Origin of the sequence: Granulicatella sp. 20925_1_28, assembly GCF_041433575.1 — a bacterium.
Lineage (GTDB): Bacteria > Bacillota > Bacilli > Lactobacillales > Aerococcaceae > Granulicatella.
The window spans coordinates 12,707-24,667 of sequence record NZ_JAPWBS010000016.1 but is presented as its reverse complement, the minus strand read 5'-3'; the positions used below and the strand labels follow the sequence as shown (position 1 = coordinate 24,667).

General features: G+C 37.4%; 14 protein-coding genes. 9 read left to right on the top strand and 5 right to left on the bottom strand.

Annotated features, from left to right (window positions below):
• The first annotated feature begins 74 nt into the window (after window positions 1-74).
• From O3793_RS07620 to O3793_RS07605, 4 genes are all read left to right on the top strand, one after another.
• Entirely contained in the window at window positions 75-1,112 is a 1,038-nt protein-coding gene (locus tag O3793_RS07620) for a S66 peptidase family protein (protein ID WP_371446562.1), read from the top strand.
• Window positions 1,113-1,145: 33 nt separating this feature from the next.
• Window positions 1,146-1,457, top strand: a complete 312-nt coding sequence (locus O3793_RS07615) for a hypothetical protein (protein WP_371446560.1) — start codon at window positions 1,146-1,148, stop codon at window positions 1,455-1,457.
• A 104-nt stretch (window positions 1,458-1,561) separates the two neighbouring features.
• Entirely contained in the window at window positions 1,562-1,846 is a 285-nt protein-coding gene (locus O3793_RS07610; RefSeq protein WP_371446559.1) for a rhodanese-like domain-containing protein, read from the top strand.
• Window positions 1,834-2,391: a GNAT family N-acetyltransferase gene (locus O3793_RS07605; RefSeq protein ID WP_371446557.1), complete on the top strand. Its 558-nt coding sequence runs from the start codon at window positions 1,834-1,836 to the stop codon at window positions 2,389-2,391. Before O3793_RS07610 ends, O3793_RS07605 begins: the two co-directional genes overlap by 13 nt.
• Before the next feature lie 55 nt (window positions 2,392-2,446).
• Here the strand turns inward: O3793_RS07605 and O3793_RS07600 are convergent, their stop codons facing one another.
• The 5 genes from O3793_RS07600 to O3793_RS07580 all read right to left on the bottom strand — a co-directional run bounded on the left by O3793_RS07600 (window position 2,447) and on the right by O3793_RS07580 (window position 6,156).
• The gene (locus tag O3793_RS07600) at window positions 2,447-3,094 is read right to left on the bottom strand and encodes a hypothetical protein (RefSeq protein WP_371446556.1); all 648 of its coding nucleotides are present in this window, start codon (window positions 3,092-3,094) and stop codon (window positions 2,447-2,449) included.
• A 41-nt stretch (window positions 3,095-3,135) separates the two neighbouring features.
• A complete protein-coding gene (locus tag O3793_RS07595) occupies window positions 3,136-3,810 on the bottom strand; it encodes a hypothetical protein (RefSeq protein WP_371446554.1) in 675 nt (224 codons plus the stop codon).
• A gap of 150 nt (window positions 3,811-3,960) precedes the next feature.
• Window positions 3,961-4,614: a hypothetical protein gene (locus O3793_RS07590; protein WP_371446552.1), complete on the bottom strand. Its 654-nt coding sequence runs from the start codon at window positions 4,612-4,614 to the stop codon at window positions 3,961-3,963.
• A gap of 122 nt (window positions 4,615-4,736) precedes the next feature.
• Window positions 4,737-5,390 carry a hypothetical protein gene (locus O3793_RS07585; protein ID WP_371446550.1) on the bottom strand — a complete coding sequence of 218 codons (654 nt, stop codon included), beginning with the start codon at window positions 5,388-5,390 and terminating at the stop codon, window positions 4,737-4,739.
• Between the two features lie 115 nt (window positions 5,391-5,505).
• Window positions 5,506-6,156, bottom strand: a complete 651-nt coding sequence (locus O3793_RS07580; protein ID WP_371446548.1) for a hypothetical protein — start codon at window positions 6,154-6,156, stop codon at window positions 5,506-5,508.
• Window positions 6,157-6,362: 206 nt separating this feature from the next.
• Between O3793_RS07580 and O3793_RS07575 the strand changes: the two genes are divergently transcribed.
• The 5 genes from O3793_RS07575 to O3793_RS07555 all read left to right on the top strand — a co-directional run bounded on the left by O3793_RS07575 (window position 6,363) and on the right by O3793_RS07555 (window position 11,950).
• Window positions 6,363-8,591, top strand: a complete 2,229-nt coding sequence (locus O3793_RS07575) for an McrB family protein (protein WP_371446547.1) — start codon at window positions 6,363-6,365, stop codon at window positions 8,589-8,591.
• 12 nt (window positions 8,592-8,603) lie between these two features.
• Entirely contained in the window at window positions 8,604-9,905 is a 1,302-nt protein-coding gene (locus O3793_RS07570) for an McrC family protein (protein ID WP_371446545.1), read from the top strand.
• A 26-nt stretch (window positions 9,906-9,931) separates the two neighbouring features.
• Window positions 9,932-10,153 carry a DUF3784 domain-containing protein gene (locus O3793_RS07565; protein ID WP_371446543.1) on the top strand — a complete coding sequence of 74 codons (222 nt, stop codon included), beginning with the start codon at window positions 9,932-9,934 and terminating at the stop codon, window positions 10,151-10,153.
• A 28-nt stretch (window positions 10,154-10,181) separates the two neighbouring features.
• Entirely contained in the window at window positions 10,182-10,706 is a 525-nt protein-coding gene (locus O3793_RS07560; protein WP_371446541.1) for an NUDIX domain-containing protein, read from the top strand.
• A 233-nt stretch (window positions 10,707-10,939) separates the two neighbouring features.
• Entirely contained in the window at window positions 10,940-11,950 is a 1,011-nt protein-coding gene (locus O3793_RS07555) for a DNA/RNA non-specific endonuclease (protein WP_371446539.1), read from the top strand.
• The last annotated feature ends 11 nt before the right edge of the window (window positions 11,951-11,961 follow it).

Here is an 11,961-nt window from a genome sequence, read left to right as displayed (position 1 = left end):
GCGGTACCATTAACGTAGTGAGCCGAATCCTGTTTCTATAGAGAGTACTAATCCGCACTTAAGGAGGATTACACATGAAAGTAAAGAAGATTGGTATCGTTAGTTTGTCTAGCGGAATAATGGGAGAGAACTTCATTCAGCATGAACTCAATCTTGGAAAGAAACGTTTAGAAGAGTACGGTGTAGCAGTTGAATTTTTACCCCATGCTTTAAAAGGGCTTGAATTTATTAAGCAGCATCCAGAATGTAGAGCGCAAGACTTGCTAGCTGCATTTCAAGATGACTCGATTGATATGATTTTAACTGCGATTGGCGGGGATGATACGTATCGCCTACTCCCTTACTTATTTGAACAGGACGCGCTTAAAAAGGTTGCTAAACAGAAGATTTTTTTAGGCTTTTCAGATACAACAATGAATCATTTAATGTTACATAAAGTTGGCATTCAAAGCTTTTATGGACAGGCTTTCTTACCAGATGTATGTGAACTTTCAACGGAAATGCTCCCATATACGAAATCGTATTTTGAGGAATTACTGACAACGGGAAGAATTAAAGAAATTCGTCCAAGTGACATTTGGTATCAAGAAAGAGAAGATTTTAGTGAAAAGGGATTAGGCGTTTCGACGCCAAGTTTTCCAAATCAAGGGTTCGAATTATTAAAAGGAAATGCTGAGTTTAGCGGGCCAATTCTAGGAGGATGCTTGGAATCAATGTATGATTGTTTCGATTCTTCATTATATGCAGATTCTGTACAGCTTACTCAGAAATATAAGCTATTTCCAACGCTTGAAGACTGGAGTGGGAAAATTCTGTTGCTGGAAACAAGCGGGGAACTACCAAGTGTTGAGTTGTATCGAAAGATGATCCAAGCTTTAAAACAGTATGGAATCTTTGATGTAGTTTCTGGTGTGTTGGTGGGTAAACCTCAAAATGAAATTCATTATGAAGAATACAAAGCAATCCTGCTAGAGGAGCTAGAGGACAAAGAGGTCTCTATTGTTTACAATATGAATGTTGGACATGCTACACCACGCTGTATTGTTCCTTTTGGAGTACATGCTCAAGTTGATGTGGATGCACAAGTAATCCGATTTGATTATAATAAATAGAGTAGAGATTAGAGTTAGAAAAGGGGATAAAAGATGGATTTAAAAGATTTTACAGAAAAAGAGCAAGAACAAATTAAAAAAGGGTTGAGCACAGCGGTGTTGACGGATAAAGAAGCGGCTAAGAAAATTCTAGCGTTAGTGCCAGAAGAATGGATTAAGAAAATTCCGTTCTTAGTCAGAGGTCATGCGACAACCAAAACTGTTCAACGCATCGCGAAAGAAAATCCTGAACTTTACGCAGTCGCAAAACAAGAAGGAGAACTTCCTGAAAAAGAACGCGAAGAATTGCGTGAAATCATCACTGGAATTTTCCAACAAAAGATGAACAAACATAACATTAAATAATGACAGTGCCGTGCATGGATTCGTGCATGGCGCTTTGTATTTTCGCTGGAATACGATACAGTAGGAAGTGAGAGAAAATGAAGCAGGAGAAAGGGAGTAAGAAAATGGAAAGAATTGAACCAGTAGCATTTCAAGCGTTGCATCAAAAAGAGGATATCACGATTTTAGATGTTCGTGAAGTGGATGAATTCCAAGCAGGGCATATCGAGGGTGCATTGAATGCGCCGCTAAGCACGTTGGATAAAGAATATGAGCAACTGGATTCATCGAAACGCTATTATGTGATTTGCCAAGGTGGCATGCGTTCTGAACGGGCCTGCCAGTTCTTGGAGACAAAAGGGTTTGATGTGGTAAACGTTGAAGGAGGAATGAATCAGTGGAAAGCTTAAAGCAAACGACCGAGGTGCAACTAGTTCCTTTTAACAAAAGCTTCCTTGAAACGATTTGGAAGAGTGGTTTTTCAACAGACCATCCAGCGTGGACGAAGTTTAACGCGCCGTATTTTAATGACTATCGCAAGTTTGATGATGCGGAAAGTTTTGAAGCAAGCCCGATTGCGGACTTTTTAATGAGCGAAGATTGCAGATGTATTGTAGTTGACGGTCAGCCTGTTGGGATGGTTTCAAAATCATGGGTGGACGAAGCAACACGATGGCTAGAAATCGGGATTGTGATTTATGACGACCAGTTATGGAGCCGAGGGGTTGCGACTACTGCGCTAACGAAGTGGGTGGATGCCATTTTCCACGAAACTGATGCGCTTGAACATATTGGCATGACGACTTGGAGTGGAAATGGTGCGATGATGGCCGTTGCTGAGAAATTAGGATTCCTAAAAGAAGGGCAAATTCGTAAAGTCCGTTACTATCAAGGGCAGTATTATGATAGTGTGAAGTATGGAGTTTTACGAGAAGAGTGGGCTACAAGAGCATAAGGATAAAGAAAGAGACTAATCAATGTGTGATTAGTCTCTTTTAGTATGTTAGTCATTATTTTCCTGGAGTGTTTGGATCTAAGCCAAATGATTGTTCAAAGAAAGGTCTTAAAGTATTGATTGTATCTGCTGTGCCTTCAAGGGCAACTGCATATACTTTTTCACCTTTTTGGAAAACCCATTCGTACATGTATTTTCCGTCCGTAAATACTACTTTTACTAAGAAAGCTTGCTCTCCAGCAAATTTAGCTTTTACTCCCTGTAGTTGTTTCACTTGTTTGTTATTTTCCCAGTTATTATACAAACGGTTGGCAAGTAATTCTGCACCGAATTTCTCATCATCTTTTAGTTTAACGGAATCTTTAGTGTACGCGTTCATTGATAAAATATTGTATTTATCTGGTGAAGAAAACTGGAATTGAGAACCAGTGTGTTTATCTTGGTATGTGGCCCAGTCCTTAGGAACGTTAATATAACCAGATTCTTCACGTCCAACACGTTGAGTATCTTCAAATGATACTTTTTTTTCTGTAGAAGAAGCGCTGGCAGTTGTAGTTGGAGCGGTTGTCGTTGGTGCAACTGTCGTTACTTCAGTAGTTGGTGCAGCAGCAGTTTCCGCTGTTTTCTTTTCTCCGTTTCCGCAAGCCGCTACCATTAATGCAGATAGAAGCGTTACAGAGGTTAATAAAATTTTGTTTTTCAAATTGTTTTTCTCCTTGATTAGGTTAATACCTGGTTTTTATATTATTGTCCAGGAGTTTTTGCATTTAAGCCCCAAGATTGTTCAAAAACTGGTCTTAACGATTTAACCATGTCTTCTGTACCTTCGATTGAGACTACATAAACGATATCCCCTTTTTGGAGAATCCATTCGAACATAGTTTTACCATCGGAGAATGTTGCTTTTATTAAGTAAGCTTTTTCTCCCGCAAAATCAGCTTTCACGCCTTGAACACTAGTTTGTTCTTTATCATTTTTAACGCCATTGAGCAAACGATTGGCAATTAACTCTGCGCCAAACGTTTCACCATCATTAAGTTTAACTTTATCTTTAGAATAAGACTCTAGATACATAATATTATATTGATCTGGTGACGAATAATAGAAGTTATCAGGGTTGTTTGAGGCTTTGAATACTACCCAGTCTTTAGGGACGTTGACATAGCCAATATTATCTTTCCCAACACGTTGAGTGTCTTCAAGTGATACTTTTTTTGTCTCTGAAGAAGTCCCAGGAGTTGTTGTTTTAGCAGTAGTCGTTGGAGCAGTAGTTGTTGGTGCAGCTGTAGTTTCTTTAGCGACTTCAGTCGTTGGTGCAGCAGCAGGTTCCGCTGTTTTCTTTTCTCCGTTTCCGCAAGCCGCTACCATTAATGCAGATAGAAGCGTTACAGAACCTAATAAAATTTTATTTTTCATCATGATTGTTCTCCTTAACGAATTTATTATACTTGTATTATATCACGTGCGAATAAAAAATCAACTAGGAAAATTTTTGGCTAAAAAGAGGGACAATAGAGCATAAGAAAAGAGACTAATCGCATGGATTAGTCTCAGGTATTTAACGATTGATTATTTACCAGGAGTGTTTGGATCTAAGCCCCATGATTGTTCAATCAAGTCAATCATTTTTTGAAGAGTGCTTTTGTCTCCGTCAAAGGCTACTGTATATACTTTATCACCTTTTGGGAAGATCCAGGTAAAGAAATATTTTCCATCTTTTGTGAGAGATTGGATGACAAAAGCATCAATTCCAATCACTTTGGATTTCGTACCTTGAATTTTAGCGATTTCAGAATTGTTTTCGTATGTAGTATATAAACGGTTCGCAACCAATTCTGCACCCCAGGTATCATTTTTCCCAAGTTTTACTTGGTCCTTAGAGTAGCCAGTTAATGTCACAACATTGTATCCATCTGCTGTGTATTGATACTGTTGTGGGTTGTTTCCTTCGATTTCTTTGAACTCTATCCAGCCTTTAGGAACATTGACATAACCAGTATCTTCACGTCCGATACGTTTAGTATCTGCAAGTGAAACTTCTTTTGTTTCAGAAGAAGCGCCCGCAGTAGTTGTCGGTGCTGTTGTAGTTGGTGTAGCAGTAGTTTCTTCTGTTGTTGGAGCTGCAGTTGTTTCCGTTGCTTTCTTTTCTCCGTTTCCGCATGCCGCTATCATTAACGCAGATAGAAGCGTCACAGAACCTAATAAAATTTTGTTTTTCATCATGATTGTTCTCCTTAACAGTTGTTATAGGTCTATTTTACCATTAATGTGATGGAATTTAAATAATAGCAAAAAGAGTATAAAATAAGAGACTAATCACTATGATTAGTCTCAGTAACGATTGATTATTTTCCAGGAGTTTTTGGATCTAATCCCCATGTTTGTTCAATTAAGTCAAACATTTTTAAAAGTGTTTCTTTATTTCCTTCAAAGCTTGTTGAATACACTTTGTCGTCTTTTTGGAAGACCCAGGTGAAGAAATATTTACCATCTTTTGTAAGAATTTGAACTAGAAAAGCATCCATTCCGACCACTTTTCTTTTGGCACCTTGGATTTTTTCGATGCTAGGATTTTTTTGGTATGTACCATATAATCGGTTTGCAATCATTTCTGCGCCCCACGTTTCACCTTCGACAGGTTGGTATTTGTCCTTAGTGAAGACGTTTAATGTCACAATATTATATCCATCTAATGCAGCATATTGATACTGATCGCCACCATTGGCAGCTTTGAATTCTACCCAGTCTTTAGGAACATTGACATAACCAGTATCTTCACGTCCGATACGTTTAGTATCTTCAAGTGAAACTTCAGCCGTCTCAGAAGAAGCGCCAGCAGTAGTTGTCGGTGCTGTTGTAGTTGGTGCAGCTGTAGTTGTAGTTGCTTCTGTTGTTGGAGCTGCCGTTGTTTCCGTTGCTTTCTTTTCTCCGTTTCCGCAAGCCGCTACCATTAAAGCAGACAGGAGCGTCACAGAGCCTAATAAAATTTTATTTTTCATTATGATTGTTCTCCTTAAAAGTTGTTGTCACAAGGTTATTTTACCATTCTTTAGATTGAATTTAAATAGAGAGCCAATTTTTCTCGAACTGTGAAAATGTGCGAATCAGTCTCTTTTAGTATTGTCTAGGAAATTTTGGGTCTAAGCTCCAAGATTGTTCAAGAATAGGTTTTAATGTTGCGACTGTATTCTCTGTTCCTTCCAGTAAAACGTCGTATACTTTTTCGCCTCTTTGGAAAACCCATTGGAACATGTATTTGTCCTCTTTCAATTGAATTTTAATAAGGAAAGCATCCTCGCCAGCAAATTTTGTCTTTTCCTTTTGCGTTTTTTCGACTTTAGGATTGTGTTGCCAGCCTTCATACAAACGATTAGCTAGTAACTCAGCCCCGAAAGTTTCCCCAGCATTGACGGTTAATTGGTCTTTGCCATATCCATTGATTGTAATCATATTGTATGGATCTTTTGTAGCGTATTGGAATTGAGGGCCACCGTTTGGGTCTTTGTATTCTACCCAGTCTTTAGGAACGTTGAAATAACCGACATCCCCGCGGCCTACACGTTGAGTGTCTGCAAGTGAAACTTCTTTTGTTTCAGAAGTTCCAGCCGTTGTTGTAGGAGTGGTTGTAGTTGTTACAGTTGTAGTTACTTCTGTTGTTGGAGCCGCAGTTGTTTCGGGCGCATTCTTTTTGTCGTTCCCGCAAGCCGCTACTAATAAAGCAGATAGAAGCGTTACAGAACCTAATAAAATTTTGTTTTTCATCATGTTCGTTCTCCTTAAAGTGGTTCGTACATCTGTATTTTACCAATTTAATTTCTTGTTTTAAAGACACTTTCAATTTAATAAATGAAAAGCGCAGAAAAATATACACGGAACTCATATTTTTTCCTATTCACATAAGTGATAAGATGGATTATAATTGAAAAGAAACCGTTATCATCAACTTTTAGATATTCGTGGGGGGATTAAGAATGAAAAAGGCATATTTATTAACTTGGAATCCAGATAATTGGAACTGGCCTGATTATAAGGAAAAGGTGCAAGCTGCAAAAGAAGGTAAGGCAGTCATTGAATCGTGGACGAGTAGTAGTAAACAACCCAATGTAGGAGACCAAGTATTCTTATTAAAAAGCCAAGTGGGAATCATTGGTCACGGACATGTTGAAAGAGCTTCATATGAAGCACCTCATTATGATTCTAAGAAGGCCCAAGAAGGACTGACAACGAATCATATTGATGTTAAATTTGATTGGCTGAAGGATGAAACTGAAAATAATTATATTTCGCTTGATTTACTAGAAATTGTGTTTCCGAAGCAAACATGGAGACCACAAGCTTCAGGTATCGAAATCAAAGGAGAATATATAAATAATTTAGAGAAAGTTTATCAACAAGTAAAATCAATTCCAAACTCTCGCATTGATTTTGGAACTGTATATACTTTTTTGAAAAATTATTGTAGAAGAATTTACAGTGATCCTGAAAAAGCTGGTGACCAAAAAGCTGAAATGGAAGAAATAAAAAAAGTTGGGCAAACAGCTTATCGAGAATTTAACAAATATGGGAAATATATCGAGAAGTTACTTCCTGGTTATACAGCAGGGAAATCAACAGGTTGGCAAAATTCGGGAAATCTTATGAAGTACTTTTGGATAGAATTTAAGAAAGCCGGATACGATGATTTAGCGCATAGTATTTCTATTTCAATGAATGCATATCCAGAATATAACAAGCAAAAGGGAGTAACTCTATCTGTCAGAGTGGAAGCAAAAGATTCTCAGTGTAAAAAGGATTCCATTTTTTCTGACAAAGAAGTTTATAAAATTCATAATAGTATTCTAGATATACCTATCGAAAAAACTGACAACTTGTATTATCAAGCAAGTGTGAAAGCTAGACAAACGGATACATTCAAAAAATTTGGTATTGATACTCAGGAAGTACGTAAGGAACTTGACCAATTAGAAAAAGTTCAGATTGTTAAGGAAATAACTGGACCGTTTATAGACCGAAATACCTCAGACATTTTAATGCAAACTGTTCAAGCAATTGCTGAACTAATGCCTTACTATGAACATATTTTAGAAGTTAGAGAAAACAGAATTAAAGAAAAAGAGGGTAGTTTAATGATTAATGAAGAACCAGTAACGACATATGATTTGAATCAATCAGGAAATGCTTTCGCGAAAAACTCTATATTATATGGCCCTCCAGGAACAGGGAAAACGTACTATACTGCCTATTATTCAGTTGCAATCTGTGATGGGCTTTCAATTGAAAAATTGAAAGAAAAATCTTATGCAGAAGTGCTCGATAGATTCAATACATTAAAAACTGAAGGGAGAATTGCTTTTACAACCTTTCATCAATCGTATGGTTATGAGGAGTTCATTGAAGGGATTAGACCTGTAATGGCAGGAGAGGAAGAAAAGAAATCAATAGAATATGAAATTGTCCCTGGAGTATTTAAGAAATTCTGTGACGAGGCCTCTCTCGTTGATGATAAACCTTATGTTTTTATTATTGATGAAATTAATCGAGGGAACATTTCTAAAATTTTTGGGGAGTTAATTACTTTAATTGAGGGAACAAAGAGAAAAGGTGAAACAGAGGGGTTGAGTGCTTTCTTACCATATTCTCAGGAAGAGTTTGGAGTTCCGAATAATGTTTATATTCTAGGAACAATGAATACTGCTGATAGATCAATTGCGTTGATGGATACAGCATTACGTAGAAGATTCAACTTCATAGAAATGATGCCAGATTGCAGAACCGTTGAAGATGTTGTAATCCGTCAAAACGGGAAAGAAGTTAATGTCGGAGATGTCTTAGATATTATTAACCGAAGAATTGAGTTTCTTTTTGATAGAGAGCATACTATTGGACATGCCTTTTTCACTTCTCTGAAAAATGGAGATTCAAACTCAATTGAACGACTAGCAGATATCTTTAAAAACTCAATCATTCCTCTCTTACAAGAGTATTTCTACGATGATTACGAAAAAATTCGCCTTGTGCTGGGTGATAATCATAAAAAAGATGACCAATTCCAATTTATTAAGAAAATAAATATTACGCCAAAAGAATTGTTTGGGGAGTCTATTAGATTAGAAAGTACAGCTGTGTACTCATTGAACGAGGATGCTTTAGGTAAGATTGAAAGTTATCAAGGGATTCTTTTGCCTCAACAAGAGGACTAGTCGGGTGATTGTATGAATGATAAATTATTATCCATTAAAGAGTTTGATGTTATCACATCGAACGAAAGTTATGCCGAAACAGAAGATAATGTTCGTTACTTAAAAGAAAGATATTTTAATGAACTAGACGATTTTATTAGAAATCAAGAGAGTACAGATGATGAAGGGAACCCTCTAGATTTCCTAAGAGCTAGAACTATCAAAGGAATAGGGAATGTCATTCAAGCAAAGAACTTTGTAGGTCTCATACAGCTAGAAAGCGGGTATCAGATTCAGATTCTTCCAAAAGTAGATTTTGGTACGAACGATACAGGGAAAAATACCGAAGAAGTATTTATAGATATGTTAAGGTCTATGAAAGATTTCCCAGGAAAAGTGTTTAGTTCTGCAAATTTAAGAACAGAGAGTATTAATCTATATGAGATTTTTATTAACATGTATCTGTATCAATTATCGTTACTTACCCGCAAAGGATTGAAATCTGCATATATTTCTCGAGAAGATACGTTGAATGTTTTTAAAGGGAAATTATTGATTAATCGACACCTTAAAGAAAATATTGGGCATGCAGAAAGATTTAGTCTTGCTTACGATGAGTTTAATTTAAATCGACCTGAGAATCGATTGATAAAATCGACTCTATTAAAATTACAGAAAATCAGTACAAGTTCTAACAACTTAAAATCCATTCGACAACAATTAATCTATTTTGAGTTGGTTGATCCCTCTTGGAATTATGCAAGTGATTTTGACAAAGTTCAGATTGACCGAACTACAAAGGATTATGAAGAAATTCTGGCTTGGAGCAAAGTGTTCTTGATGAATAAGAGTTTCTCGACCTTTTCTGGAGATACTAAGGCACGTGCTTTATTATTCCCGATGGAAAAAGTATACGAATCATTTGTATCGATTCATATAGTGGATGTTTTCGAAGGAGATGGATATTCAGTATCTACTCAAGATACTGGTAGATATTTATTGAAAGAAGATAATCGCAATATATTTTCGCTAAGACCGGATATAGTTATTGAGGATAACAATGGAAATACCATTATTATGGATACCAAGTGGAAAAGGTTATATGATTCTTCGCAAGAAAACTATGGTATATCTCAGCAGGATATGTATCAAATGTATGCATATTCGAAAAAATATAATGCGAACGAGGTTTGGGTGTTATATCCAAGAGTGAATGAGTTAGAGAATAGAATCATTGAATTTAGAGATGAGGATACAAAAATCCATATCTTCTTTGTCGATGTTTCAGAGATTGAAAAGAGTATCAAAGAACTGTTGAGGAAAATCAAAGCTTAAATCATACTAGTTTTGAGGTGATAAACATGCTAATTCTAAAATTAATCCTATTCGCATTAGGGATTACATTTTCAGCTTTTGGATATCTTATAGTATTCAAAAAGAAGTTTGGGCTTATCAATGATTTTGAAGCTCGTAAGAAGGTAGGGAGTCAAACGGATGCAGATGCGATTCGTGTTGGCAAGATTGCGTTAACCTTAGGTGTTGGATTACTTGTACTATTTGTGTTATTAATGATATTTACGTAGAGAAATACTGTAGAAAGAGAGTTTGGCAGTGAAGGAATTAGCATTAACATTAGAAGATACGCAGTGGGAGAAGACAGAGATTACGCATGATCGGCATGTTGCTCGGGCCATCGTTGTGGACGAGGAAGGATTTTTCTACTTTGTCCGTGTCGTTAGAGACGATATATTCGGTAACGGAGCTTTTATCGAAACAGCTGGCGGTGGCGTCGAAGTTGGCGAGACCCCCGAAGAGGCGATTCATCGGGAGATGAAGGAAGAGCTTGGCGCTAGCGTGGAGGTGCTGTGCAAGATTGGCACGGTGAGCGATTACTACAATCAGATTCACCGTCATAATGTGAACCACTATTTCCTCTGCCTCGTGACAAGTTTTGGGAAAACCGAGATGACGTCCAAAGAATTAGAGGAATTCGAGCTGTCGACCTTAAAACTCACTTATGAAGAAGCTTTCGAAGAGTACAAACGATGCGCGGCGAAACCGTGGGGCGTACTCTTAGCAAACCGGGAATTGCCGGTGCTAGAATGGGCAAATCAGTGGTATTCAATCAAGGAATAAACTGTACAGAGAGGCGTGTTTTTACTCAATAAATCTGTGCGATTAAAATATAACGCAGTTTTATAGACCTGGCAGAAATGTCAGGTCTTTTTCTGTTCGTAAAATATCATATACGGTTTTTTCACCCGAAAGGACGAAAATTAAATAAAAACTCTATTGTATTCAGGGTGTAGGAGTACTATACTAAATCTAGTTAGTGCGTTTTTTAACAAAGTGTATTAGGGGGAATTAGGGTGAAGATTCAATCGAAATGGAAATTGGGTTTGTTAGTAGTCGCTTGCGTTTCTTTGGCTGCATGTGGGGGACATAAGAAAGAGTCGAAAGCGACAACAGAGACAGTAGCGAAGGTTACAACGGTTGAAACGACGACAGTGGCACCTGCGAAGTTGCCAGATTCGTTACTTCCGTTTAAGAAGGAAAAGCAATTGGTTTTGGGAGACCTTGATAAATTAGAGCGTTCGACATCGGCTCATATTCAACTGAATATCAAAGATAAACCGAAAGCGAAAAGAGAGCCGAAAATCAGTGTAGATCCAGTTGGTTGGCATAACTATAAGATGCCGATTGATGACTCCGGAAGTGGTAAAGAAGCGTGGTTGATGAATCGCGGGCATTTAGTAGGATATCAATTCAGTGGACTCGATAACGAGTTACGGAATTTAACACCAATGACAGCCCTGTTAAATACAGGTAGTTTGTCCGATAAGGATTCGGCAAACCAAACCGCGATGCTTTTCTACGAGAATAATCTTGCAGATTGGATTAATGCTCATCCAAATGATTGGTTGGATTATAAAGTAACGCCAATTTACGAAGGGGATGAACTCATTCCTCGAAAAATTGAGTTGCAGTATGCTGGAATTAAAAGTGATGGAACTCTGATGAAGATTTCATTTGGAACAAAACAAGAGAACATTGATAAAGATGGCGTGACTCACGTAATGCTTGATAACACTTCGCCAAATGCGAAAATAGACTATGCGACTGGAAATGCGGAACCGTTATTTGCGAAGAAAAAAGTAGAAACTACTGTTGCCCAGACTGAGGCTGTAACTGAAGCTGTAACCGAAACAACCGTAAATCAAGAAGAGTATAGAACGGTATATGTAGCTAAAAAAGGAAAGTCAGATGTGTATTGGTACAATAAAGGGAACATGCCGCACAATACAAATTGGGGGAATGTTGTAGAAATGACAGAAGCGCAGGCGAAAAGGTTAGGAAAACGGCATAGTTCTAAAGAATGAAATAGGAGCAC

Excerpts from the sequence above, each read along its gene's own strand:
- O3793_RS07620 (WP_371446562.1), top strand. The coding sequence starts at position 75 with ATGAAAGTAAAGAAGATTGGTATCGTTAGTTTGTCTAGCGGAATAATG.
- O3793_RS07615 (WP_371446560.1), top strand. The coding sequence starts at position 1,146 with ATGGATTTAAAAGATTTTACAGAAAAAGAGCAAGAACAAATTAAAAAA.
- O3793_RS07610 (WP_371446559.1), top strand. The coding sequence starts at position 1,562 with ATGGAAAGAATTGAACCAGTAGCATTTCAAGCGTTGCATCAAAAAGAG.
- O3793_RS07595 (WP_371446554.1), bottom strand. The coding sequence starts at position 3,810 with ATGATGAAAAATAAAATTTTATTAGGTTCTGTAACGCTTCTATCTGCA.
- O3793_RS07590 (WP_371446552.1), bottom strand. The coding sequence starts at position 4,614 with ATGATGAAAAACAAAATTTTATTAGGTTCTGTGACGCTTCTATCTGCG.
- O3793_RS07585 (WP_371446550.1), bottom strand. The coding sequence starts at position 5,390 with ATGAAAAATAAAATTTTATTAGGCTCTGTGACGCTCCTGTCTGCTTTA.
- O3793_RS07580 (WP_371446548.1), bottom strand. The coding sequence starts at position 6,156 with ATGATGAAAAACAAAATTTTATTAGGTTCTGTAACGCTTCTATCTGCT.
- O3793_RS07575 (WP_371446547.1), top strand. The coding sequence starts at position 6,363 with ATGAAAAAGGCATATTTATTAACTTGGAATCCAGATAATTGGAACTGG.
- O3793_RS07570 (WP_371446545.1), top strand. The coding sequence starts at position 8,604 with ATGAATGATAAATTATTATCCATTAAAGAGTTTGATGTTATCACATCG.
- O3793_RS07565 (WP_371446543.1), top strand. The coding sequence starts at position 9,932 with ATGCTAATTCTAAAATTAATCCTATTCGCATTAGGGATTACATTTTCA.